Genomic DNA, 24,459 nt, shown 5'->3' on the forward strand with positions numbered 1-24,459 from the left:
ACTTGAGTCAAAGCTTAACTTCAGGCTAGGAGAGCAATTTCAGTTGCTGAATCACAGGTTCGGGCGTTCGCGCAGCGCGCCCTTCAGGCGATCGCGGCATCTCTGGAGTGTCTTGACTCTCTTCTTCAGAGTGGCCATTAAGGGTTTGGAGTGCCGCTAGCAGATCTTGGTGCAGCGGTTCAAGGTCAGGGTGATGATCCAGATAGAGTTGCAGGGCATGGCTGGGGTCAAGGCACTGTTCGAGGGCAACTTCTGGCAGGCGGGCAATGGGCTGGCTATTCACCAGTTGAGGCAGAAGGCTGACGCTGTGGGCACGTTCAAGCGCTTTTTGCAGTTCATGGAGGTTGATCAGGGGAATTTGATCGGGGCGCAGTTGATACATGACCCGCACCACAGCCCCGCTGATCTCCCCGCTGGCGATCGCCCCCAAGAGGGCGGCTTGGGGATCCAGTTCCAGCTCGGTTAAGTCCACACGAATGGTGCGGAAGGGGCGGGTGGGTAGGGGACAAAACTGAAATTCTGTTTTGCCCTTAGCAAGGTTCACTAAGACATAGCCCTTTTCTTCCCCCTCTTCACCAAAATCCACCCGCTCAATGCTGCCGGGATAGACCACGGGTGGATCGTGACACAGGACTTGATGGCGATGCACATGGCCAAGGGCAACGTAGTCAAAACAGGGGCGCGCCAAAAAACTCAGGGGAATCGTAAAACCTTTGCCGGCACTCAAATAGCGTTCAGAGCCGTACTGGGCGGTGTCCACCATGGCATGGGCCAGTAAGACAGTGGGCAAGGCCGGATCAAGTTGGCGAATTTCCCCCTCAAGGGCAAGGCGCAGCCGCTCTAGGAGCAGTTGATGCACCTGGGCAAGGGAAAGGCCACTGGTTTCTGGCCGAGTGAGGAGCGTAGATCGCGTTAACCAAGGGAGGGTAATGACTTGAACACTGCCGCGGCGAGTTTCAATGCGATGGGTAGCCAAGCGATCGCCCACGATAAAACCAGGCACCCCAAGGGTGCGATAAAGACTGAGGCTGGCGCCCCCCTGTCCTTGGGCGTGCTGATCGTGGTTGCCCACCAGCAAAACCGTGGGAATGCGGGCATCGGCCAAGCGGCGAAATTGGCTGGCAAAGGCTTCATGGACGAGAGGGGGTGGCGTGGCATCGGGAAAGGCATCACCGCCAAAGAGCACCAGATCAACGGGTTCACTGAGGGCACGGTCAATACAGGTGGCCAGAGCAGCAATAAAATCCTCAAGGCGCGTATTCAAGCCGGTGGCCGGGTTAATGTGGCCATGACTGAGGCCACTGCCTAGGTGAATATCGGACACATGGAGAATTTTCATAGCGATCAGGTGATGACCGTGGGGCGATCGCGCCCCGTTAAGCCTTGGATATTCGCCACTTCATTGGCCAGTTGAATTAAATCGGCGAGTGCTACTTGGGCATCGAGGTGCTGCTGGCCAGGATTGGGTTCAAAGCGCTCCAAATAGACCCGGAGTGTTGCCCCTTGGGTTCCCGTTCCCGATAGGCGATAGACAATGCGACTGCCATCCTCAAAAATCAGCCGAATCCCTTGATTTTGGCTGACGCTGTGATCCACTGGATCGGTGTAGCTAAAGTTATCGGCAGTGGCCACGGTGTAGGCACCCAAGGTCTGACCCACGAAGCTGGGCAGTTTTTGCTCCAGTTGGCTCATCAGGGTGTGGGCGCGATCGCTCTCAATGCCTTCGTAGTCATGGCGGGAGTAGTAGTTGCGGCCATAGGTTTGCCAATGGGCTTTGACAATCTCGGCCACGGAGGTTTGGCGGACAGCCAAGATATTCAACCAAAAAAGCACAGCCCAGAGGCCATCTTTCTCGCGTACATGGTTTGATCCGGTACCAAAGCTTTCCTCGCCGCAGAGGGTGACTTTACCGGCATCGAGGAGGTTGCCAAAAAACTTCCAGCCCGTGGGGGTTTCATAACAGTCAATCCCCAGCTTGGCCGCAACGCGATCGGCCGCTTGACTCGTGGGCATCGAACGGGCAATCCCCGCTAAGCCGTCTTTGTAGCCGGGCACCAGTTGGGCATTGGCGGCCAGAATGGCTAGGCTATCACTGGGGGTAACAAAACAGTGTGCCCCCAAAATCATGTTGCGATCGCCATCACCATCGGAGGCCGCACCAAAATCAGGAGCCTGCTCGCCAAAGAGTTGCTGCACCAAGTCATGGGCATAGACCAAATTGGGGTCGGGATGACCACCACCAAAGTCCGGTAGCGGCACACCATTTTGCACCGTGCCTTGGGGTGCCCCTAGGCGTTTTTCAATGATCCGATGGGCATAAGGTCCCGTAACCGCGTGCATGGCATCAAAGACAAGGCGCAGCTTCCCGGTGCGAATGACCTCAGCAATACGATCAAAGTCAAAAAGAGTCTCCAGCAATGTTTGATAATCGGCGACGGGGTCAATGACTTCAACAATCATTTCACCCAAGGGAAACTCCCCAAGGGTGTGCAGATTCACATCGGGGGCTGTGTAGATTTTGTAGCTGGTGAGGGCAAGGCTCCGCTCATAGATCGCGTTGGTCACTTTCTCTGGCGCAGGCCCGCCATTGGCAATATTGAACTTAACGCCAAAATCTCCCTGTGGCCCTGCGGGGTTGTGACTGGCTGAGAGAATAATGCCACCGATCGCCCCATACTTGCGAATCACACAGGAGGCGGCTGGCGTTGAGAGAATGCCATTTTGCCCCACCTTGACCCGTGCAAAGCCATTGGCTGCAGCCATTTTGAGGATGACTTGGATCGCCTCAGCATTGAAGTAACGGCCATCACCCCCTAGGACAAGGGTTTGCCCCTGCGGTGCCTCAATGGTGTCAAAAATCGCTTGGATAAAGTTTTCCAGATAATGGGGCTGCTGGAAAACAGGTACCGCCTTACGCAACCCAGAGGTGCCGGGTTTTTGATCCTTGAAGGGAGTGGTGGCAACAACTTGAATACCCATTAGGAGGCTCCACAAGGGGACTGTCACTATAAGGGCAGCTTAGTCGGCTCCAGAATCGTGGTCAAGACCTTTCCATATAGTATGCGATAGTATGCGTTTGCCCTAATTGATTTTCTGAGAGACTTGTCATCGCACCTAGACGCTTGCTAGAATCATGAAGCACTTTCAAGCCGGGATAGCTCAGTTGGTAGAGCAGAGGACTGAAAATCCTCGTGTCGCCAGTTCAATTCTGGCTCCTGGCATCGCCGACAAGATGCGCCTCGTTTCGCTCCTACCGAGTGCCACAGAAATTGTTGCTGCCCTAGGATTGACACCGTTTCTTGTGGGGCGTAGCCATGAATGTGACTATCCGCCAGAGGTGAAGACATTGCCTGTTTGTACACGGGCAAGGTTAGATACACAGCAGTCAAGTTTAGCAATTGATCGGGCGGTTCAAGACCTCCTGCGATCGGCTCTGGGCATTTATGACTTGGAACTGGCGACCCTGCAAGCACTAAAACCGACCCACATCATTACCCAAGATCAATGCGATGTTTGTGCTGTAACCTTGGCAGAGGTGCAGGGGGCGATCGCCAGACTCTTTGAGCCACCACCGCAGTTAATTTCCCTCCAACCCCATTGCCTTGAGGATGTCTGGCAGGATATTCGGCGGGTGGGTCTTGCCCTCGGTGTCTCTCCCGACCCCCTACTGAATTCGCTACACACCAGAATTCATGCCTGTCAAGCAGGGGTGAGCGATCGCCCGCGGCGGCAAGTCGCGACCATTGAATGGATTGACCCCCTCATGGCCAGTGGCAATTGGGTACCGGAATTGATTGCCCTCGCGGGGGGTGAAAATGTCCTCGGTACAGCAGGAAAACATTCCCCCTACATTGAGTGGTCAACACTTCTGGCGATCGACCCGGAGGTGATCATTGTCATGCCCTGTGGCTTTGACCTCGAACGCAGCCGTCAAGAACTTGACCAAGCCTTGCACACTTATCCCCAATGGCAGCAATTGCGTGCCCTGCAAACAGGTCAACTGTACATTGTTGATGGCAACGCCTATTTCAACCGCCCCGGCCCCCGCTTAGTGGATTCCCTTGAAATTCTTGTCGAGATTCTCCACCCACCCCAAGAACCAAAATTTCAAGGCATGGGTTGGCAACCCTACAGCCCTTTTCCCAAGGATGGCACACGCTCACAGCTGTAAAAGCCAGTGCCGGCAAGGATTTGATTTCCTATCCCCTATTTCAGCAAAGGGCAGCTGTACGCGCCATCAATCACAGGAGGATGGCACCAACGATAAATCTGAAGAAAAGATAAAAATTACCCGTTGCAGATTTGGCTATTTCGCCTAAGATGAGGGAAACTCAACTGATCTCATTGATCCCCTGCCGTTGTCCCAAATACATAAATAGGCAAGCTTCCTATGGCAATTGGTTATTTAGCGCTGGTTTTGCATGCTCACCTCCCCTTTGTCCGCCACCCCGAGAGTGACTACGTTTTAGAAGAAGAGTGGCTCTTTGAGGCAATTACCGAAACCTATGTGCCCCTGATCTGGATGTTTGAGGGGCTAAAGCGTGACGGCGTGGACTTCAAAATCACAATGAGTATGACGCCGCCATTAATTTCAATGCTGCGGGATCCGCTACTTCAGGAACGCTACGATCAGCACTTGGCAAAACTAGAGGAACTGGCAGAACTAGAGGTAGAGCGCAATACCTACAATGGCCACATCCGCTACCTTGCCGAGCACTATGCCCAAGAATTCAACCGCGTACGGCAGACATGGGAAAACTACGATCGCGACCTCGTCAAGGCCTTTAAGCAGTTTCAAGACACCAATAACCTTGAAATCATTACCTGTGGTGCCACCCACGGCTACCTGCCCCTCATGAAAATGTATCCCCAAGCGGTGTGGGCACAACTGCAAGTGGCCTGTGAGCACTATGAACAAACCTTTGGCCGCCCGCCCAAGGGCATTTGGCTGCCAGAATGCGCCTATTACGAAGGCCTAGAGCGAATGCTGGCCGATGCGGGTTTGCGCTATTTCATTACTGATGGCCATGGTATTCTCTATGCCCGTCCGCGGCCTCGCTTTGGCACCTATGCGCCTATTTTCACCGAAACTGGGGTGGCTGCCTTTGGCCGTGATCATGAATCCTCACAGCAGGTGTGGTCATCGGAGGTGGGCTATCCGGGAGCGCCTGAATACCGTGAGTTCTACAAGGACTTGGGGTGGGAAGCGGAGTACGAATACATCAAGCCCTACATCATGCCCAATGGCCAACGCAAAAATACGGGAATTAAGTACCACAAAATTACGGGTCGTGGCCTAGGACTGGGAGAGAAGCAGCTCTATGACCCCTACTGGGCTCGGGAAAAAGCAGCCGAGCACGCCGCCAATTTCATGTTTAACCGCGAAAACCAAATTCGCTACCTATACCACCTAATGCAGCGCCCGCCGATTGTGGTCTCTCCCTACGATGCGGAACTTTATGGTCACTGGTGGTACGAAGGGCCTTGGTTCCTTGACTTTCTCTTCCGCAAAGTGTGGTTTGACCAAGACACCTTTGCCATGACCCACTTGGCAGACTATTTGCGCGCCCATCCCACCCAGCAGGTGTGCCGTCCGTCCCAGTCCAGTTGGGGCTACAAGGGCTTCCATGAATACTGGCTGAATGACACCAATGCTTGGATTTACCCCCACCTCCATAAGGCCGCTGAACGGATGATTGAACTGGCCAAGGGGGAGCCGTGGGATGAACTGAGTTGGCGTGCCCTCAACCAAGCGGCACGGGAATTACTCCTTGCCCAATCCTCAGACTGGGCTTTTATTATGCGGACGGGAACGATGGTACCCTATGCGGTTCGCCGCACCCGTAGCCACTTGATGCGCTTCCACAAGCTCTATGATGACATCAAGGCACAAAAAATTGATGCGGGTTGGCTGGAAAAAGTGGAAGCCATTGACAATATCTTTCCCCACATTAACTATCGGGTCTATCGCCCCTTGTAGTCGGGGCAGTGGTTAAAGAACGCCAAAGCCTTTGCGTTTCTTTTGCTTCTTGGGCTTTTTGGGAGCCTGAGCACGACCCCCTCGACCCATTGGGTTCATACCCGGCATACCCATTCCCGGAAAGCCCCCTTGACCCATCTGCTGCATCAGGGATCGCATCCGCTGGAAATCGCTGACCAACTTTGTTACATCGGCTACTTGATAACCAGAACCTTTGGCAACCCGTTCACGGCGACTGGGGGAGCTAGCGAGAAGTTCAGGATTGCGACGCTCTTCGCGGGTCATGGAGTTAATCATTGCTTCCGCCCGTTTGAGTTGTACTTCGCCCTGCTGGAGTTGCTCCGTTGAAATTTTATTCATGCCGGGGATGAGCTTCATAATTCCCGCAAGGGAACCCATATTTTTTAGTAGGCGCAGTTGCTTGAGGAAGTCATCAAAGTCAAACTGGGCTTCGAGGATTTTGCGGGACATTTTTTCGGCATCGGCCAAGTCCACTTCCTCTTGGGCTTTTTCGACAAGGGTGAGGACATCCCCCATCCCCAAGATGCGAGAGGCCAAGCGATCGGGATAGAAAGGTTGGAGAGCCTCGACTTTTTCACCAACACCAATAAACTTAATCGGTTGTCCGGAGACTTGACGCACCGAGAGAGCTGCACCGCCGCGTGTATCCCCATCCAGTTTGGTGAGAATGGCTCCCGTAATCCCCACCTGCTCATGGAAGGCACGGGTGAGGTTGGCCGCCTCTTGCCCCGTCATCGCATCTACTACTAAGAGGGTTTCGTGGGGTTGTACCGCATCTTTAATGGCCGCCAGTTCTGCCATCATCTCGGCATCAATTTGTAGGCGCCCCGCTGTGTCAATAATCACGGTATCCACACCGAGTTCCTTGGCTTTGGCCACCCCTTGGCGAGCAATTTCCACGGGGCTAACTTCTGTACCCATCTCAAACACGGGCACGTCAATTTGTTTGCCAAGGGTAATCAACTGATCAATCGCAGCGGGACGATAGACATCGGTGGCCACCAAGAGGGTGCTGCGGCGTTCTTTGCGCAGGTGCAGGGCGAGCTTTGCTGTGGCGGTGGTTTTCCCCGTTCCCTGTAAACCGGCCATGAGAATAATCGTGGGGGGTGGCTCCACGTGAGCAAGGGGACTGTGGGATTCCCCCATGACCTCAACAAGGGCATCGTAAACAATTTTGATAAATTGCTGATCGGGACGAACCCCGGCAATGACCTCAGCACCGATCGCCCGCTGACGCACATTTTCAATAAAGTCTTTAGCGACCTGGAGGTTGACATCGGCCTCTAACAGGGCACGGCGCACTTCCCTAAGAGCTTCTTGGATATTGTTTTCGGTAATTTTGTCTTGACCCCGTAGGGTTTTCCAAGCAGATTCAAGGCGTTCAGCAAGGGCGTCAAACATGGATTACAGCTCAAGGGGCAACAAGAATTTCATTGATCTTAGAGTATCTATCGTAGCAAACCGTCTTCCCCATACCGTCTTGGCTGCCGATTTAAGCAAGGGGCTGCGAGTTGCAATTTGTAGCAAAGTTAGCAGTGGTCGTCAACCGTATCCGCTAGGCTTTCACGGTAAGATAAAAACATTGGGGTTAGAGTCTTTATTTTTATCAGGTTCTATAAAGACGGCCTATTAAAGGCTCTGATCGGCGGGAGGTGTCCAATGCTTGTGATCCTCACCCAAAATCAGATTTTACCGTCACAGTCTGTGTGTCAATCCTGCTTGTTTGCTGATCGCCAAGGCAAACCCCGCTGGCAGGAGGGTCAGCTCCGTTGTGGGGCGCCTCTAGGGAGTACTGCTGAAGCGGGATGTCAACACTTTCGCTGTCAAATGGGGTTTCATTTAGTGGCGGTGTCAGATTTGCCGACTCCTCTCGAGCAAGACCATTGAGGGAAATCGCCACCAAGGAATATCAATGCTGGAATTTGAGAACTACGATCCGGAAGACTTTTACGACGAGTGGTTTCTAGCCAAAGGCCAACCACGACCTTTTATTGAACCGCTGTTACAACGGGTGCGATCGCTGCCAGCGGGAGAACTGCAACAGCGCCAAAAAACCGCCCAACAGGTGATGTTTAACATTGGCGCCACATTCACGGTCTATGGTGCTGCCGAGGGCACCGAGCGGATCATGCCCTTTGATATTCTGCCGCGGGTCATTCCCGCCCAAGAGTGGCAAGCCCTTGAACGGGGTCTCAAGCAACGGATTGCGGCGCTCAATACATTTATTGCTGATGTCTATGGTGAGCAAAAAATTATTAAGGATGGTGTCATCCCACGGGAAATCATTGAGTCGGCCAAGGGCTATCTGCGTCCCTGCCACGACCTGAAGCCGCCGGGGGGCATTTGGTGCCATATTACGGGTACCGACTTAGTGCGCGATCGCGATGGCACCTTCTATGTTCTAGAAGATAACCTGCGCTGCCCTTCGGGGGTCTCCTATGTGCTGGAAAACCGCCGCGTGATGAAAAGCACGTTTCCCCTTGTCTTCAAAGAACTGCACATTCAACCTGTGGACGAGTACCCCAGCCGTCTCCTAGAAACGCTGCTGAACCTTGCGCCCCCCGGCCTACCGGATGCGACCGTGGTGGTACTGACGCCGGGGATGTACAATTCCGCCTATTTTGAGCATTCCTTCCTTGCTCAGCAAATGGGGGTAACGCTCGTGGAAGGGCGGGATCTGGTGGTGGCTGATGGTTACCTACAAATGCGCACAACCAAGGGTCTGAAGCGCGTGGATGTGGTCTATCGCCGCATTGATGATGACTTCATTGATCCAGCGGTATTTCGTCCTGATTCGATGCTGGGGGTCAGGGGTCTGATGGAGGTTTATCGCCAAGGGCGGGTGGCGATCGCCAATGCCCTCGGAACTGGCGTGGCCGATGACAAGGTGATTTATGCCTATGTGCCGCAAATGATTCGCTATTATCTCGGTGAGGAACCCCTACTACCCAATGTGCCCACCTACCTGTGTTGGGAGCCACAACAGTTGGATCATGTGCTCAAGAACCTCGATTCCCTCGTGGTGAAATCTGCCAACGAGTCCGGCGGCTATGGCATGCTCATTGGTTGCCAAGCCACGACTGAGCAGCGGGCAGAATTTGCAGAGCGCATCAAAGCCAATCCCCGCAACTACATTGCCCAGCCCACCCTTTCGCTGTCGCGCGTGCCCACCCTGCTGGGGGATGAAATTGTCGGCTGCCATGTGGACTTACGCCCCTATATCCTGTACGGCAAGGAAATTTATGTCCATCCCGGTGGTCTGACGCGGGTGGCGATGAAGCGTGGCTCATTGGTGGTGAATTCTTCCCAAGGGGGCGGGAGCAAGGATACTTGGGTGCTTAATGATTAGAGCCGTCTTTTGGGGACAGGGGATGCTAGCGGTAAGGCACCACCTATGTTAAACAATTATTAGCTATTAGCCAACGCTGATCGGTGAACTTAGCCTAAACTTGCTGAGGTACTGAAGGAACTTAAGCACATGAATGAATTTGAGACATCCCCAACCACAGAAACTACCCATACGGAAAAGCCTATTTTTGAACCAACGCCGGCACCAGCACCCTTAGCGGAAGTAGAGTCTCAGCCAGCGCCGCCGAAGGTGGGCGGTCTCACGGATGAACAGTGGCAACAGGCTCGTGAAAAACTCTATTGGCTCCTCACGGTCTTCCCCGATCAGGTTAGTGCATTTGTGGGTGAATACAAGCAGCCCCTGCGCACCCTCCTCATCATTCTTGCCACCATTCCTTTTGTGGCACTAGCGGTTGCCATTTTGGAAGTAGTGAATGCCATTCCCCTCCTAGGCCCGACCTGTGAACTCGTAGGCTTTGGCTACACTTGTTGGTTTCTCTATCGCTATGTCCTCTTTGAGTCCGGTCGCCGTGAACTTGGCCAAAAGGTGAATGAGTATAAATCCCGTATCCTTGGGAATGAAGGCGGCAGTTCTTCTTAAGCGAGTTCATGCGCCTGCATTATCTCCAGCACGTGCCCTTTGAGACCCCTGCCTACATTGCCCAGTGGGCGATCGCCCGTGGTTTTGATTGGCAAGGCAGTCATCTCTATGCAGGCGAGCCGCTACCCGCATTGACGGAGGTGGATGCGCTGATTGTGATGGGCGGCCCTATGGGGGTACACGATGAGGCTGTTTATCCATGGTTAGGGTCTGAAAAGGCCTTTTTGCGCCAAGCGATCGCCAACGGGTTACCCATTTTCGGGATTTGTCTTGGTGCTCAGCTCTTGGCACAAGTCCTAGGGGCAGAGGTCACCCCAGCACCCACGAAGGAAATCGGCTGGTTTCCCATTGAACTGACAGCAGCCGCCCAAGCGCATCCTTGGTTTCAGGATTGGCCACCCCAACTGACGGTGCTGCATTGGCATGGGGAGATGTTTAGCCTCCCTCCGGATGCGATGCCCCTCGCCAAAAGTGCCACCTGTCCGCAACAAGGATTCTTGTGGGGCGATCGCGTTGTTGGTCTTCAGTTTCACTTAGAAGTGACCCCCGCTAGCCTTGGGGAGTTGATTCAGCACTGTCAGCACGAGCTAGTCCCCGGCCCTTACATTCAATCCGCCACAGAGATTCAAGCTCAAGCCGCGCAAACCGCACTCTTGACTCCCTATCTGGAACGTTTACTTGAGCGCTGGATTCAGTCGTGATCATTACCAGTCGGCAGAATCCCTTGGTGCGCTCGATCCGTAGGCTGCACCACCGCAAATATCGCCAAGGGCACTTGCTTTTAGAGGGGACTCATTTGCTCCAAGAGGCACTGGCAGCCGGCTATCGCTTATCGGTGGTTTGCTATACCAGCGCTTGGCAAGCAAAGCAGTCGCCAACATTTTGGCAGCAGGTTGTCCATAGGAGCGATCGCACCGTTGAAGTCAGTGAAGAGGTACTGACTGCCCTCTGTACGACAACCACTCCCGATGGCGTTGTTGCTGTTGCCAACTATACACCCCTTCCTACCTTGCCACTCCAGCGTTTAGGTCTGTGCTTAGTCACGCTTCAGGATCCGGGCAACTTGGGAACGATTATTCGTACCGCTGCCGCCGTGGGTGTTGAGGGGCTATTGTTGACCCCCGATTGCGTGGACATGACCCATCCAAAAGTGTTGCGTGCCAGTGCCGGCCAGTGGTTTCGCCTACCGATGCAAACTGTTAGCGATGGTTTGGCCACTCTCAAAGCCTACCAAGCCCAAGGATGGCAAATAGTCGTCACATTACCAACCGCGCCACTGATCTATTGGCAAGCGGATTTTCGTCAACGGACCTTACTGGTCATGGGAAATGAAGGCCAAGGGTTACCCCCGGCCTACCAAGATCTCACGTTTACGGCACTGCGGATTCCTCAGGAGCCAAATGTTGAATCCCTCAATGTGGCGATCGCCACAGCAGTGCTCTTGTACGAAGTCTATCGCCAACGCTGGCTGAACTAAACCACAAAAAAGTTGAGAACGCCTACCACTAGCACTAGGGCAATCCATAGCCCAGAGCCAAGGAAAATTAACTGCTTTGAGCGATCCCAATCTTGGGGAGAGGCGTAGGCCACTGGCACACCCACCACCATCACAAAGGAGAGGATGACAAGGGCAGCAAGAGCCAGTTGAAAGAGAATCGTCATTGTTGCTAACTCCCAAATCTTATCAGCGGCAATGGTAGCGAAGCGGCTACCTCTGAACTAGCATTATCCCCCATTTGTTGACCCTAAACTAGGCTCAGAAGCGAGTTATATCGCAACTACTGCCAACCCTGAGCCAGCCACGATCGCGGATCGACGCACTCGCCATTAACGTAGAGTCCCCAATGTAAATGGGGTCCTGTGGAGGCACCCGTATTGCCAACCGTACCAATGACTTGCCCTGCCTCAACCATTTGTCCCTCTTGGACGTGAATTTGATCGAGGTGCAGGTAAATCGTCAGCACCCCTTGCCCATGATCAATACCGATCGTGTTGCCATGGATGAGAAATCCTTGGGATTCTCGCCCCACTAAGGCCACTCGCCCCCGCTGCGCCGCTACTACGGGTGATCCCTTGGGGCCTGCATAGTCCAAACCACGATGGAAGTAGTCCTTGGCCAAAACCCCGTTGTAGTACCGCCGTACGCCGTAGGGTGTGGTCACAGGGCCACTGTTGGGGCGGCGAAAGGCACCTTGCCAGAGTCTTTCGGGGGTGACCAGTGCCTTAAAGGCATCCACGCGATCAAATTCCAAATCCGTTCCTGAGGCGTCTTTGCCCGGTGGGAGCCAAATCCTTTGCACAGGAAAGGAGCGATCGCCCACCCACAGAAGCATATTGCGGGTTTCATTTCCTGAGCGAACCACCAATGAACGGCGGCCGGGGGTCTGGAGTGGTGTTGTGGCCACAAAGGCACGCCATTGCTGTGGCCCAATGGAAAAGACCGGCAGCGCTTTGCCCGCCACCTCGACCGTGGGCTGTTCTGAAGCGTTGACCACAATGGCCAGCGTATCTCCCAAAACAGGGCGATCGGGACTGACGGTGACCGTAATTGGAATCGTAACTTGACTACTGGCGGGCAGAATGGTGGCAGTGATAATGGCAGGTACTAGCCACGGGAAAAGGCAATCGCGCATAGCGGCAAGAAACAATGAGCCTCTAGATTGGACACGCAAAAATGCACTGGGGTTCCAAGCAGGAACGAATGAGAAAAAGCCGCCAGTAAATTTACCGACGGCTGGATGATTAAAGCATCCTTGGGCGTAATTTAACGACGGCGGGGCACTTTGGCTAAGTAATCAATATCAGCAGCACGCAACTGCTGGGCATAGCGAGTCTTGGGCGCGATCGCTGCTGCCAAATCGCGGTATTTGCGGGGGTCGCCCTCCGGTAGCCGCCGCTCTTGGAACTTGCGATCGTAGAATTTCTCCAGCGTAAACCGCCAATCGGTGGTAGTGGTGCCCACTTTGTCGCGGTATTCAAAGCCATAGCGCGGCGTCACGAGGTTAAAGGGACGTCCCTCCATCCGCTTGCGCTGGTAGGGCACCGTAAAGTCACCAAAGGCATTGGTGTATTCCTCACTGTCGAGGAGGGCATCGACAAAGCCATAGAAGCCAAGGGTGCCGATTTTAATTGACCAAGCAATTTTTTCCTCTTCGTTGTAGGCACTGCGCCCCAAGAACCGCCGCAGGCACACATCCACCAAACGGTAGTTGTCGTTCACAGCCACCACCGTATTGTAGAAGCGCTCTGATTTGGCCAGACCGCGAATGAAGTCCCGCACCGTAATCACTCGGTTCACTAATTGGGATTCCAAGGTGATTTGACGGTTAAAGGCTAAGGTGGCATGCTCACTAAACACCTGCCGATAGCAGGCCCAGATCACCTCGCGGATTTCCGGGTAGGAGGCCGCATCCTCAAGACGATAGATATAGGGGCTATCTTCGTTTTGATCGGCAATGCCAAAGGTAGCGACGCGGTGGTTTTGAGTCGTCGGCTTGTAGGCGAGTAGAGGTAAGTCCATGGATCTCTCCCAAGTCAAAGAGTGAAACAATAGCTAGCGCAGCGGAAAGGTCGCCGTCGGGTTGATCGACGCCGGTACAGTCGGGCGATCGCGCCGCGTGGTATCGGGGATTTGCACATTGGCCGTGGACACTGGCTTGAATTGCACAGGTGTCACCTTGACTGATCGTGCCATCTCCAAGAAATTGCGAATGTCGCCCCACTTGTAGCGACTGTTCTCTAACTTATCGCGCCAGTAGTCACCATAGCGAGGGGTCACCAGATTAAAGGGGCGATCTTTATAGCGACGACGCTGGTAGGGCACGGTGTTATCGCCAAAGTTTTGCGTATATTCGTCACTATCCACAAGGGTATCCACAAAGTTCTGCCAACCGTCGGTGGCAATGCGAATGGACCACGCCAGTTCCTCATCTTTGTTGTAAGGGGCACGCCCAAGGAGCCGCTTCAGGGCAATTTCCACCAAGCGATAGTTGGAGTTCGTCTCCACCACCAAGCGACGGAATGTCTCCGATTTGGCCAAGCCGCGAATAAAATCCCGTACCGAAATGGCACGATTGGCTAGTTGGGACTCCAAATGGGGCTGGCGGGTACTCTTGAGGACAACGTGTTCACTAAACACTTGGCGATAGGCTGCCCAAATCAGTTCATCAATATCCGACTGATCCACTGCATCCTCAAGGGAATAGCGCCAAGGGGTGTCTTCATTGGGCACTTCATAGCCCGGTACCCGCTGATTTTGGGAACTAGGGGCATAGCTCAGCAAGGGAATCGTCATGGCTTACACCTTTGGTTGAGAGGGCAAATAACGATAGGGCAACGCAACGGGCACAGGTTTGACCGGTGTCGGCGGTAGATCCCGCTCTTGGGCGGTGTTGGGAACCGTCACCAAACTGGAGGTGGCCCGTGCCACATGGCGTTGAGTATCGAGGGTAGGCACCACAATTGAACGCGCCATAGAGAGGAAGTTGGCTGGAATCGCGCCGCGGATAATTTGCTTGTCCAGTGGCCCTGCGGTGTAGTAGCGCACTTGATAGTAAGAACGACCACTGAGGGACATTTCCTTGTTGCGCCAGTAGTCGCTGTAGCGGGGATTAACGAGGTTAAAAGGACGCGCCATGCGCCGCCGCCGTTGGTAGGGGACAATATCGGCACCAAAGTTTTGCTGGTACTCATCGCTGTCCACCAAGGCATCAATAAATCCTTCTAGGCCACGGGTGGCTAGAATAATCGACCAAGCAATCTGCTCCTGCTGGCCATAGGTGGGGCGGCCAAGGAATCGCTTGAAGGAGACATCCACGAGGCGGTAATTGGAATTGACGGCTGCCACTTGCTCGCGATAGACCTCGGACTTACCCAAGCCACGGATAAAATCCTGTACGGAAATGGCACGATTGCGCAGTTGGGATTCTAGGAAGGGCTGACGGTAGGAGTCCAAAATCAGGTGCTCGCTGAAAATTTGGCGATAGGCTGCCCAAATCAGGGCATCCACGTCTGCGGCATCGGTGGCATCGGTGAGGCGGTAGATGACGGGATCATCCTCGGCGGGGACTTCATAACTGACCACCCGCTGGTCAAGGGTTCTGGGCTTCACAGCCAGCAAGGGTAACGACATAACTTTCCAATCCTTTTAGGTGTGCATGGACAGAGAGTCCCTCTGGAGGGCAAGTTGACAACGGGAACGCACAACAATGTCGGGGTCGCGATCGCTCAAATGATTGAGGAGGAAACGCACCGCTTCCCGAAGGGCGCGAGCAGCCGCCTGCTGATGCAGATGATCGAGGGCAACACCCACGGCATAGCGAACCGCCCAATCCGCTGCTTCACTGTTGCGTTGAAGAACTGTGAGTGCTTCCCTTAATTGAGCCTCTCTTGCCGTCTCTTCAGTGATTAACTGCCAGCGGAGCGTTCCTAAGGCCTTTGTGGCGGCGCGGCGAACACTGGGGGCAAAATCCGACTGCGCGGCAGCCAATAAGACCCGTAGGGCGGCAGGATGACCAATACTCCCCAAAACTCGCACCCCATAGGCACGGGCACCATAGTTGTATCCATCCAACTGTGCCAACAGCGGCTCCACAACCGCATCCCCAAGGGCAATGAGGCCTGCCACAGCGGCTTGGGCAGCAGCGGGGTTGTTGTACCCCAAAACTGCAATCAGCGTGGGAATAGCAGCGGTGTCTTTTTGCTGGGCAAGCTGAACCACCGCCTCGCATAGGGCAGGAGCAGAGGTGGCGGTCTCAACGGCATGGATATAGGTATGGAGATCACTCACAGCAGTTGATCCAATCCTTGAAAGAGGGAGAGGGTCTGTTCGGCTGGGGCGGCCTGCCGCAGTTGCTGGCTGAGGATGCCGTGGAGGGCAATGAGCTTGAAGCTCGCTTCAACACCCGCCTGCAAAATAGCCTCTGCTGCGGGTAGATAGCCCATCGCTCCCAAATCCAGAAGCGCTGTCCGTCGCAGTTGCACATCCTCACTGTTGAGAGCCGCTAGCAGGCGATCGCCATACTCGGCCGCTCCCGTGAGCTGAAAAAGTGCCCGCGCAGCGGCAAATTGGACTCGCGGCATTTCATGAGCCAAGAATGGCTCAATCAGGGCAATGGCTTCAGTGGCACCAAGGTGACCCAAGCTTTCAATCACGGCTTCCACTGGCTGCACCAGATGCGGGCGACCGGGGACGAGCCGCGCCATTGCCACACCCCCTTCTAGGAGCGATTGCAGGGGCGCGATCGCTTGAGGGTCTCCCAACTGACCAAGAGCAATGGCCGCCGCCTCACGGACATAAAAATCCTCGCAGCGCAAGCACTCAATTAATGCCGGTACGGCTTGGCGATCGCCCAACTTGCCCAAGGCACGGGCGGCATTCCGCCGCAGAGGGTAACCCCCCAATTCTGTGCGATCGGCCTCATCGGCCAAAGCAGCAATCAAGGCGGCCACAATCGCCTGCCGCTCCGCTGCTGTTGCTGTTTCTAGGCCAAACTTCCCCAGCCACCACGCCGCATAGTAGCGGAGACTGGTATCCGTCCCCTGAAGCTGCGCCAGCATTTGGGGAACCGTCAGTTGTACCGGTTCAGAGACCGCCGTCATTCCCTCTCCAGACATCAGCCAATTAGGAGGCGACCACGGGGGTAATGGAAACGATTTTGCCCCCCATGCGGGTAATGCGCTGCATCTCTTCATTCATGCGGTTGTAGGGCACCGTAATAAAGGTGCTACCGCTGCGCCGAATCGGAAACCCCATTTTGTCAGTTTCTTCGTTTTGACGCAGACCCACAACCTCGTAGCGGAAAACGCGAGCGCCGGAGGGGCTAAGGGCAGCACTTCCAGACGCAGTTTGACCAAACATGACACCTGACTCCCAATCTCAAAAGGACGCTAAACAAACATTCCTAGGCAGGATTGACACTGACAATGCGAGCACCCGTGCGCTGAAGCTGCTGCATTTTGCTCGACAGTTGCTCATAGGGCACCAAGAAGGCGGTACTGCTGCGGCGCACCCCCGGATAGCCCGGTTGGCGAATGCCCGCCACTTCAATGCGATAGACGCGGCCACTTTCACCAAAGGAACCACCCAAGCAAGCCCGTGGGGGAACATCGGCACTGGGGGTGTAGTAGGCAAAGGCCGTATCGCTACTCGAAGGCGGCACCACCGTATTGGGACTGTTGGTGGCCAGATCCCGCGCTAAACGGGACATGCTGCCTTCTGCTTGGGCGCGATCGCTATTGGCATAGCCACGATAGAGACGGAACATGCGGTTAAAGCCCACTGTTTTCTGACCCGGCTGGCTATTAAAGCCACGGTAATAGGGCACGACCCAATCCCCAAAGCTATCGGTGTATTCGGGGGAATCAATGTAGGAGTCAATGTCGGCATCAAAGCCCTCATTTTCGTAGAGATCCAAATGGAAGATTACTTCCGACTCGTCGTAGGGTGCCCGCCCCAACAAATGCTTATAGTTCAGTTCAATGACACGGGTTTGAAAATTGCCGTAGAGAAACTTCTCTTTGTATAGTTCCGACTTGGCCACTGCGCGCACAAACTCCCGCACGGTAATTTTGCCATTGCGCAACAGTGACTCCGCACTCACCAAACGCTCCGATGCCATGACATAGTCATTGCCCAAGACCTGACGGTAAACGGCACGGATGACAGTCTCTAGATCTTCCTCGCTCCAGTTGGCACGCAGCTCCACCCGCGGAGCATCACTGAAGGCGGAGGTACCCAAGCGCGAAGCAGCAGCAGTAATAGCCACGGTACAAACTCCTAAATATCGAGGGTACAAACAAGCCCGGTGCTGTAAACAAAGGGTCAGCCCAACGCCGACAACATCTGCTTACCTCACCGGGCAACGAAGGGAAACGCCTATTAGCTGAGGGCGTTAATGGCGTAGTCGATGTAGGCGTTGGCTTCCACCGCAGCTTGGCCCGTCAAGCCATGATTGGCTTTGATGTATTTCAGAGCTTCCACATACCAGCTTGGGGAGAGATCAAACGTGCTGTTGATTTCAGACAAGCCAGCGATGAGGTACTCATCCATCGGACCAGTGCCACCGGCAACGAGGCAGTAGGTCACCATCCGCAGGTAGTAGCCGATGTCACGGGCGCACTTGGCTTTGCCTTCGGGGGTCGAGGCATATTGAGAGCCTTGCATGGTGGTGGTGTAGGGGAATTTTTGGTACACCGCTTGGGCTGCGCCGTCAATCAGGCTCTGAGCATTGTTGGTCAGGGCGCGAGCAGCTTCCATGCTGGCCACAGCGCGCTTGAAGCGACCGTCAACCGCTTGCAGCTCGGTGTTGCTAAGGAAACGACCTTGGGTATCAGCGGCGGCAATAGCTTCAGTAATCGGCGTTTTCATGGATAAAATATCTCCCTAAAAAATGTGCGTGTTCAGAACGGTCAAAGTTACAAGACGGTAGCTGTGTCTTAGGCAACAGCGGCAGCGGCACGATCAAAGTAGCCAGCAATCTCAGACATCAGGGCGCTGCAATCGCCAGGAGTGATGCCATTGGGATCATTGGCGATCGCGATCGCGGCATCTTTCATTTTTTGGATAGCCACAGCCACGGAGGAGCCGGGGGTACCAAGGGCTTGGTAGGTTTCCCGCAGACCGTTCAAGCAGCGATCATCGAGCACGCTGGAGTCACCGGCCAAAATGGCGTAGGTCACATAGCGCAAGATGATTTCCATGTCGCGCAGGCAAGCAGCCATACGACGGTTGGTGTAAGCATTCCCACCGGGTTGGATCAGTTGGGGTTGCTCTGCAAAGAGGGCACGAGCAGCGTTAGCAACGATCGTGGAGGCATTGCTGGTGATGCGGTTGACGGCATCCAGACGCTTGTTGCCTTCTTTCACCAAGTTGGACAGGGCATCGAACTGGGCGTTGGTGAGGAATTCACCGCGGGCATCGGCCTGAGCGACAACTTTGGCAAATGCATCTAGCATGGATCAATTCTCCTTAAAGGTTGTTAAAGAAGTTAGAACTTCTTGACATTCCTGCCCCTAGCGGGATTGCAGGATTTTTATGGTGTTTTTGTGTCAACCCATAAAGGCTGTGTCAAGCAACCTTAGAGCGACCAAGCTGATCCTTGGTGTGGATATGTCAGGTCACGAACACCACAGTGGTGGGTGCCGGAAAGGTCGAATAACAGCCTGTGTTTCCCTAGGTGAGGTCAACAACCGTGCTGTTAAACCCTTCAGGTATTTCTTATACAATGCGGTGGGAAACCTGTTTCGCCGTAGTTATTAATTTGTAAAATACTTTTGTGAGATAAATTAAGCTTCCCGCGATCGCCATAAAATTGGTGCGATTTGTCCTAAGTTTTTCCTAAGTTTCGTGAAGTTTCTTTAACATTATTCTCAGGAAGTTACGATCCACATGAGTGAACCGTTGCAATTTAGCTTATTTGACACCCTCGCCCCCACCGAGGCCGAATCCCCGCCACCGACGCCTCTCGATGCTGCTACCTATGATCAAATTCCGCTGCGCGCTGAGGTGCCTATTCCCGCCGGTACCTACCGCGACTTGGAGGCGCTTGCGGCGCATTGTCAGCAGTGTCAACGCTGTGGCTTAGCGGCCACCCGTACCCATGTGGTGGTCAGCCGTGGTAATCCCGCCGCCAAGCTGATGATTATTGGTGAAGGACCGGGTCAAGCGGAGGATGAAACGGGTCGCCCCTTTGTTGGCAAGGCAGGGCAGCTCCTCGATAAAATTCTGGCTTCGGTCAATCTCGATAGTGAACGGGATGCCTATATCTGCAACATTGTGAAGTGCCGCCCTCCCGGCAATCGCGTCCCTGAACCCGCTGAAACAGCAGCCTGCCTGCCCTATCTGTTAGAGCAGATTCGCTTGGTCAATCCCCGCATTATTCTACTGGCGGGGGCAACGGCTGTGCGCGGCTTGCTCCAAGATCAGCGGGGGATTACAAAAATTCGCGGTCAGTGGATTGAATGGCAGGGACGCTGGTGTATGCCGATTTTTCATCCTGCTTATCTGTTGCGAAATAACTCGCGGGAGCCGGGCAGTCCCAAGTGGCTAACGTGGCAGGATATGCAAGCCGTGCGCGATCGCCTGCGCCAACTCGATGCTTAGATTACTCCTGACGGTGGGGATGTTCCTGCAAATAGCGTAGCCAAAGCTCCGAAAGTTCCCGCGCCTGTTGCTCCTTTTCGCCAACAATGTGGTACATTCGCCGCGGCCGACCGCGACCTTCCACCTTCTTCCAATAACCATCAATAATTCCCTCATCCTCGAGGAATTTGAGGGCGCTGTAGAGCACCGTATCGGAAAGGCGGTAAAGAGGATATTCGTTTTCAATGGCTTGAATCAGCGCCGTGCCATAGGAGTCCCCCTTTTCCACAAGGGTATAGAGCACATAGCACACCGCAACTTCCTTGCTCAGGTAAACGGGCGGTGGCTGGCGGAAAAAGGTGTAGATATCTTCCAGTTTCATAACCTTATCCTCAGCAATGGGCTACTGCTGATCCATTGACTCCCCAAAATTCCTCAGATCATGGAAGCGTCTGAATTCAACTCTGTTGCTCCAAACGATAGAAAACACAAATACTCCCCCCTTAATATCAGCACTTGCCTCTAGCCTTATATAGCGCATGAAAGTCACTAAGTATTTATCACTACCAAGACTACAATATTGTTTTACAACCCTTTCCTGAAATATAGGAGAAACAGTCTTCTCCCCTGTCGGCTTTCACGATTTTAAGCGTCTGCCGTCCTTGTAAAAAGGGCTGTACTTCTGATTTTAGGAAGTTTGAGAGAAAAGTGTTCCTTGCATCATAATTCCGCAGTTGGCAAAAATCAAGTCATTGACCTGTTGTAAATTGATTTCAAGGGTGATCAGCAGCAAAATTTCTTAACAAAAATTCACGATAAATCTGCCAGCGGCGGCCATTGTGGACCAGCAGTGTGAGGTGGGATACCCAACAGCGAGCCGCAAAGGATTGTGCTTGAAAGTCTGCCCAAGCGTGGCGAAAGTTGTCCTTGGTTAAATCACGAAAGGCGATCGTCATGTGGGGGGTAAAGGCATGGCGTTGCGTAGGGGGGAGGTGCAGGGGCTTCGCTACCGCTTTGACGAGATCTGCTTGTAGTGTCTTGAGGGCTGGGGTGGGTGCCACGTGAATATAAATGACTCGTGGGGGAAAGGCGGCAAAGCCATCGAGGATCAACTCCACTGGAGCGGCTTGCTCGGAAAAAGTTTCTAGAGCTTGCTCCAGATTTACGACCGCTGCATCTGGCCACCAAAAGGGGGGATAGAGGGTAACGTGGGGGGGAGAGCGCAGTGCCGCTTGGCTTTGGTAGCGATCGCAACAATACTGCTTGAGGCGGGTGACTTCCGCCTGAATGTCAGCATTGGGCAACAAAGCAATAAAGTAATGCCGCCGGTTCATTAGCGCTGTGCCACAACGGTCCAATGGCGATCGGAGGTGAGGGTGGCTTGCCACTGCTGCGGCGGCTGCGGCAAGGTTTTGAACAGATCCCCCATTTCCGTTAAGGTCAGTGCCGCATGGAGCGAATCGGCAAACAGTTGCCGTTGCTGGGGCGGGTCTTGACCCGCATATTGCTCAACCAAGGCTTGCAGTTCGGCCAATGTTTCTGGGCGATAAAGGTCACGGATAAACAACGTCCCTTGGGGACGCAGCACCCGCAGCATTTCGCCAAGGGCAGGCCGCGGATCCGCTAGGTGATGGATCAAGCTATTACTGATCACAACATCAAAACTCGCGTCGGCAAAGGGCAAGGCTTTGGCATCCCCTTGAATAAAGTTTAATTGCGGACTGTGGTGGCGGGCGATCGCCAGCATGGCTGAACTGAGGTCAATCCCTGTTAGTTGCCAATGGGGATAGCGTTGATGCAGCATTTGCAGAATCCGCCCGTTTCCTGTACCCACATCTAAAACTTTTAGAGGTTGCTCAACACTGGCTAAGACTGCGGCTAAATCTTCACAGAAGGCGGCATTAACAGCAGTAAAATCCATGGCGTCATAGGCGGCAGCCGTTTCTGGCGTCTCCATGACCTCAGGTTCAAGAATGCGTTGCAGCGGCATAGGCTATAGACCCGTCGCCGATCGCCCCTGCTTGGGTAAGCGCACAAACACAAAGTAGCTCAGATAGAGCATATAGATGACAAGGGCAACGGCGGCAAAGAAGCCAAGGGTACCGGCGCGGGCTTGGGCATGGAAAATATCTTTGAACATCAGGGGTGGCTCGAGCCAGACTTGGCAACTGGGGGTCTGAACGGCACCAGCGACAAACGCACAGGGCAAATAAAAGGCCTGACCAATGGCGGCAAGGATACAGTAGAGCGTGATTGCCCAGCGCCAGCTACTAAAGACCTGACCAATCAAATCTTGGCGATCGCTAATTTCCTCATTGAGATCCACCCAAAACCAGAGGCTAATGGGAATCAGCACCAAGGCCATAAATCCGGTGACGTAGGCCACTGGCCACTGCGGCATCATCAGGTACACCGTAATCGCCAATAGACTGGCCACCCGCCAATAGATAATCAGCAGTTGGGTAATCGCTGGCACATTTTTAACCGTTGACCACAGCAACAGGATCAAGGGGATAATTACAGTAAAGAGCACCGCAAGGCGGTAGTCCATCCACACGAGCGATCGCAGAAGTTCCAAGGACATGGCAGGCCACAGACCCAAGTGCAACGGTTCTATTATTAGGGATCGCCTTCCCAAGGCACAAGGCTAGAGCGATCGCACTCGCTCATACCAACGCATCAGAATGGCTGCTAACTTTTGCGAATCATGGCGCACGGTTGGCGTGGATTCGTCCATCACATCCGCAAGGATCAGTCGACAGTTTTGACGGGTCAGGGCTTCCCGATCAATAGCCACAGCGGTACTTCCCTGCTGCCCATAGCGTTCAAGGTGAGCGGCACTGGGGGGGTATTTTTGCACCAGCACCGCATCAAACAGGCGATCGCCCGTGACCGCATCAAGGGCACGCACATGATCACTCACAGCATAGCCATCGGTTTCCCCCGGCTGCGTCATAATGTTGCAGACGTAAACACAGGGGCACTGCCGCTCCGCTAGGGCTTGGGCAATCTCAGGCACTAAAAGATTGGGAATGATACTCGTGTAGAGACTGCCGGGGCCAAGGATAATGTAGTCGGCCTCATGAAGGGCTTGAATGGCGCGGGGCAGGGCTTTGGGGGCTGGGGGCGAGCAACCAATTTCGACAATTTTGCCGCGGGCGGCTGTAATGTTGGACTCCCCATGAATGAGGCGACCATCGGCAAGGCGTGCCCAAAGGGTCATATCTGTTAGGGTGGCTGGCAACACTTGACCACGAATGGCCAAGACCGCTGAACTGGTGGCGATCGCTCGCTCCAGATCCCCCGTGATATTTGTCATCGCCGTCAGAAACAAATTGCCAAAACTGTGCCCTGCTAAGCCATCCCCCGCTTCAAAGCGATATTGAAACAGTTCAGTGACGATTTTCTCCTCATCGGCAAGAGCCGCCAAGCAGTTGCGAATATCCCCCGGTGGCAACACCCCAATTTCCCGCCGCAGTCGTCCGGATGAGCCGCCATCATCGGCCATCGTCACAATGGCAGTGATATTGGAACTATAGAGCTTGAGTCCCCGCAAGAGGGTGGAGAGACCAGTTCCCCCCCCAATAGCAACAATTCTTGGCCCCCTGCCTAGCCGCCGATGGATGAGCAGCCGCTCCACCAAGGCCTTGTCGTCTTCTGGCAATAGGACTTCCGTAATCGAGCCAAGGGTGCGGGCATAGCCCCAAGCAATCAGTGCCAACCCCCCAAGCAGCAGTAAAGGGCCACTGATGTAGCTGGGCACAAAACGGGCAATACTTTGAACAAACTGCTCTAGAAATTGCAGGAAGTAAAAGATGGGCGTGAGATTGATACTAATGGCAAAGCCCAAGCTGGCGAGCAGAACGCCCAGTGCACTGATCAGGAGCCACCGCTTGACCAATAGCCCCGGCAGCAACCATTGGGACCACAAACGGATTTTACGACGGGCTGGCCGTAGCTTCGCTGAGAGTGGTTGAGCCTTATTCGCTCTCCTCATCCGCACCAATACCCAAATAGGTTTTGCTCAGATAGCGGGCTAGGCGCTGCAGAGGATTGGCCACTTGTTTTTTGTGTTCGGCATGATTACTGTTAATGGGAACACCTAAAATCCCGGAAAATTCATCATCGCTAATTTCCCCTGCTTGGTGCTGAGCAAAGGAATCAACCACTTGAATGAGTTCATCGGTGGAAAATTCAAAACCATGTTGACTGGCAAAATCCACCACCTTAGGCGCCATCTCTCCTCGCAGGGCAGCGAGTTCCTCAGCATCTAGTTCGGCAGCGCCGCTGATATTGCCATCCCCTACCCCCAGAAGGTTCTCCAGTTCATCTCGTAGTTGGGTATCTTCAGCGGTCTTTTGCATGAACGCTAACACCTGTGCCGTCGCCATAGGCTTCCTTCCTTCGGTCAGTAAATTTTCTGCACGA

Annotated in this window: 28 protein-coding genes and 1 tRNA gene; 9 read left to right on the top strand and 20 right to left on the bottom strand. The window is 54.1% G+C overall.

The window, feature by feature from the left end; genetic code table 11:
* Positions 1–25: 25 nt before the first annotated feature.
* Both sbcD and RHJ80_RS07000 read right to left on the bottom strand, forming a co-directional pair.
* Positions 26–1,339: an exonuclease subunit SbcD gene (gene sbcD, locus RHJ80_RS06995; protein ID WP_310800643.1), complete on the bottom strand. Its 1,314-nt coding sequence runs from the start codon at positions 1,337–1,339 to the stop codon at positions 26–28.
* 5 nt (positions 1,340–1,344) lie between these two features.
* A complete protein-coding gene (locus RHJ80_RS07000) occupies positions 1,345–2,979 on the bottom strand; it encodes an alpha-D-glucose phosphate-specific phosphoglucomutase (protein ID WP_310800645.1) in 1,635 nt (544 codons plus the stop codon).
* Between the two features lie 169 nt (positions 2,980–3,148).
* Between RHJ80_RS07000 and RHJ80_RS07005 the strand changes: the two genes are divergently transcribed.
* The 3 genes from RHJ80_RS07005 to RHJ80_RS07015 all read left to right on the top strand — a co-directional run bounded on the left by RHJ80_RS07005 (position 3,149) and on the right by RHJ80_RS07015 (position 5,980).
* Positions 3,149–3,221 (top strand) — tRNA-Phe (locus RHJ80_RS07005).
* A gap of 11 nt (positions 3,222–3,232) precedes the next feature.
* The gene (locus RHJ80_RS07010; protein ID WP_310800075.1) at positions 3,233–4,171 is read left to right on the top strand and encodes a cobalamin-binding protein; all 939 of its coding nucleotides are present in this window, start codon (positions 3,233–3,235) and stop codon (positions 4,169–4,171) included.
* Between the two features lie 219 nt (positions 4,172–4,390).
* The gene (locus RHJ80_RS07015; RefSeq protein WP_206199547.1) at positions 4,391–5,980 is read left to right on the top strand and encodes a glycoside hydrolase family 57 protein; all 1,590 of its coding nucleotides are present in this window, start codon (positions 4,391–4,393) and stop codon (positions 5,978–5,980) included.
* Between the two features lie 12 nt (positions 5,981–5,992).
* Here the strand turns inward: RHJ80_RS07015 and ffh are convergent, their stop codons facing one another.
* On the bottom strand, positions 5,993–7,402 hold the full coding sequence (gene ffh / locus RHJ80_RS07020) for a signal recognition particle protein (RefSeq protein WP_302676361.1): 1,410 nt from the start codon (positions 7,400–7,402) through the stop codon (positions 5,993–5,995).
* Between the two features lie 258 nt (positions 7,403–7,660).
* Between ffh and RHJ80_RS07025 the strand changes: the two genes are divergently transcribed.
* The 5 genes from RHJ80_RS07025 (at position 7,661) to RHJ80_RS07045 (ending at position 11,427) form a co-directional block, all read left to right on the top strand.
* Positions 7,661–7,888 carry a hypothetical protein gene (locus RHJ80_RS07025; RefSeq protein ID WP_206199549.1) on the top strand — a complete coding sequence of 76 codons (228 nt, stop codon included), beginning with the start codon at positions 7,661–7,663 and terminating at the stop codon, positions 7,886–7,888.
* A gap of 25 nt (positions 7,889–7,913) precedes the next feature.
* On the top strand, positions 7,914–9,350 hold the full coding sequence (locus RHJ80_RS07030) for a circularly permuted type 2 ATP-grasp protein (protein ID WP_399363684.1): 1,437 nt from the start codon (positions 7,914–7,916) through the stop codon (positions 9,348–9,350).
* Between the two features lie 129 nt (positions 9,351–9,479).
* Positions 9,480–9,950: a CAAD domain-containing protein gene (locus RHJ80_RS07035; protein WP_302676360.1), complete on the top strand. Its 471-nt coding sequence runs from the start codon at positions 9,480–9,482 to the stop codon at positions 9,948–9,950.
* An 8-nt stretch (positions 9,951–9,958) separates the two neighbouring features.
* On the top strand, positions 9,959–10,651 hold the full coding sequence (locus RHJ80_RS07040; protein ID WP_206199551.1) for a type 1 glutamine amidotransferase: 693 nt from the start codon (positions 9,959–9,961) through the stop codon (positions 10,649–10,651).
* Complete coding sequence (locus tag RHJ80_RS07045) at positions 10,651–11,427, top strand: RNA methyltransferase (protein WP_315863370.1); 777 nt, start codon at positions 10,651–10,653, stop codon at positions 11,425–11,427. Before RHJ80_RS07040 ends, RHJ80_RS07045 begins: the two co-directional genes overlap by 1 nt.
* On the opposite strand, the gene psbZ is transcribed toward RHJ80_RS07045, so the two are convergent.
* From psbZ to RHJ80_RS07100, 11 genes are all read right to left on the bottom strand, one after another.
* On the bottom strand, positions 11,424–11,612 hold the full coding sequence (psbZ, locus tag RHJ80_RS07050) for a photosystem II reaction center protein PsbZ (protein WP_181496775.1): 189 nt from the start codon (positions 11,610–11,612) through the stop codon (positions 11,424–11,426). The genes RHJ80_RS07045 and psbZ overlap by 4 nt on opposite strands.
* A gap of 116 nt (positions 11,613–11,728) precedes the next feature.
* On the bottom strand, positions 11,729–12,583 hold the full coding sequence (locus RHJ80_RS07055; protein WP_310800647.1) for a M23 family metallopeptidase: 855 nt from the start codon (positions 12,581–12,583) through the stop codon (positions 11,729–11,731).
* 131 nt (positions 12,584–12,714) lie between these two features.
* Positions 12,715–13,470 carry a phycobilisome rod-core linker polypeptide gene (locus RHJ80_RS07060; protein ID WP_206199553.1) on the bottom strand — a complete coding sequence of 252 codons (756 nt, stop codon included), beginning with the start codon at positions 13,468–13,470 and terminating at the stop codon, positions 12,715–12,717.
* 33 nt (positions 13,471–13,503) lie between these two features.
* Positions 13,504–14,244 (bottom strand): phycobilisome rod-core linker polypeptide, encoded by a 741-nt coding sequence (locus RHJ80_RS07065; protein ID WP_302676357.1) that lies wholly within the window; start codon positions 14,242–14,244, stop codon positions 13,504–13,506.
* A 3-nt stretch (positions 14,245–14,247) separates the two neighbouring features.
* Positions 14,248–15,081, bottom strand: a complete 834-nt coding sequence (locus RHJ80_RS07070) for a phycobilisome rod-core linker polypeptide (protein WP_206199555.1) — start codon at positions 15,079–15,081, stop codon at positions 14,248–14,250.
* Between the two features lie 15 nt (positions 15,082–15,096).
* Complete coding sequence (locus tag RHJ80_RS07075; RefSeq protein ID WP_302677894.1) at positions 15,097–15,738, bottom strand: HEAT repeat domain-containing protein; 642 nt, start codon at positions 15,736–15,738, stop codon at positions 15,097–15,099.
* A complete protein-coding gene (locus tag RHJ80_RS07080; RefSeq protein ID WP_315862881.1) occupies positions 15,735–16,565 on the bottom strand; it encodes a HEAT repeat domain-containing protein in 831 nt (276 codons plus the stop codon). Before RHJ80_RS07080 ends, RHJ80_RS07075 begins: the two co-directional genes overlap by 4 nt.
* Before the next feature lie 7 nt (positions 16,566–16,572).
* Complete coding sequence (locus tag RHJ80_RS07085) at positions 16,573–16,809, bottom strand: phycobilisome linker polypeptide (RefSeq protein WP_149818199.1); 237 nt, start codon at positions 16,807–16,809, stop codon at positions 16,573–16,575.
* Between the two features lie 43 nt (positions 16,810–16,852).
* Positions 16,853–17,716 carry a phycobilisome linker polypeptide gene (locus RHJ80_RS07090; protein WP_149818201.1) on the bottom strand — a complete coding sequence of 288 codons (864 nt, stop codon included), beginning with the start codon at positions 17,714–17,716 and terminating at the stop codon, positions 16,853–16,855.
* Positions 17,717–17,829: 113 nt separating this feature from the next.
* Positions 17,830–18,318 (bottom strand): phycocyanin subunit alpha, encoded by a 489-nt coding sequence (gene cpcA / locus RHJ80_RS07095; RefSeq protein WP_149818203.1) that lies wholly within the window; start codon positions 18,316–18,318, stop codon positions 17,830–17,832.
* 68 nt (positions 18,319–18,386) lie between these two features.
* On the bottom strand, positions 18,387–18,905 hold the full coding sequence (locus RHJ80_RS07100) for a phycocyanin subunit beta (protein WP_011057792.1): 519 nt from the start codon (positions 18,903–18,905) through the stop codon (positions 18,387–18,389).
* Positions 18,906–19,338: 433 nt separating this feature from the next.
* Here RHJ80_RS07100 and RHJ80_RS07105 point away from each other — a divergent pair, with 433 nt between their 5' ends.
* Positions 19,339–20,052: a uracil-DNA glycosylase family protein gene (locus RHJ80_RS07105; RefSeq protein WP_206199557.1), complete on the top strand. Its 714-nt coding sequence runs from the start codon at positions 19,339–19,341 to the stop codon at positions 20,050–20,052.
* A gap of 1 nt (position 20,053) precedes the next feature.
* Here the strand turns inward: RHJ80_RS07105 and RHJ80_RS07110 are convergent, their stop codons facing one another.
* The 6 genes from RHJ80_RS07110 to RHJ80_RS07135 all read right to left on the bottom strand — a co-directional run bounded on the left by RHJ80_RS07110 (position 20,054) and on the right by RHJ80_RS07135 (position 24,422).
* Positions 20,054–20,413 (bottom strand): PadR family transcriptional regulator, encoded by a 360-nt coding sequence (locus tag RHJ80_RS07110; protein WP_149818207.1) that lies wholly within the window; start codon positions 20,411–20,413, stop codon positions 20,054–20,056.
* A gap of 391 nt (positions 20,414–20,804) precedes the next feature.
* Positions 20,805–21,365: a 2'-5' RNA ligase family protein gene (locus RHJ80_RS07115; RefSeq protein WP_302677896.1), complete on the bottom strand. Its 561-nt coding sequence runs from the start codon at positions 21,363–21,365 to the stop codon at positions 20,805–20,807.
* Positions 21,365–22,021 (bottom strand): class I SAM-dependent methyltransferase, encoded by a 657-nt coding sequence (locus tag RHJ80_RS07120; protein ID WP_310438313.1) that lies wholly within the window; start codon positions 22,019–22,021, stop codon positions 21,365–21,367. The genes RHJ80_RS07115 and RHJ80_RS07120 overlap by 1 nt, the downstream gene beginning before the upstream one ends.
* A 3-nt stretch (positions 22,022–22,024) precedes the next feature.
* A complete protein-coding gene (locus RHJ80_RS07125; RefSeq protein WP_206199560.1) occupies positions 22,025–22,615 on the bottom strand; it encodes a DUF3177 family protein in 591 nt (196 codons plus the stop codon).
* 63 nt (positions 22,616–22,678) lie between these two features.
* Positions 22,679–24,028, bottom strand: coding sequence for a YvcK family protein (locus RHJ80_RS07130; protein WP_315863334.1), 1,350 nt, complete (start codon positions 24,026–24,028; stop codon positions 22,679–22,681).
* Entirely contained in the window at positions 24,012–24,422 is a 411-nt protein-coding gene (locus RHJ80_RS07135; RefSeq protein ID WP_286626602.1) for a hypothetical protein, read from the bottom strand. Before RHJ80_RS07135 ends, RHJ80_RS07130 begins: the two co-directional genes overlap by 17 nt.
* Positions 24,423–24,459 lie beyond the last annotated feature (37 nt).

Origin of the sequence: Thermosynechococcus sp. QS41 (assembly GCF_031583515.1) — a bacterium.
Lineage (GTDB): Bacteria > Cyanobacteriota > Cyanobacteriia > Thermosynechococcales > Thermosynechococcaceae > Thermosynechococcus.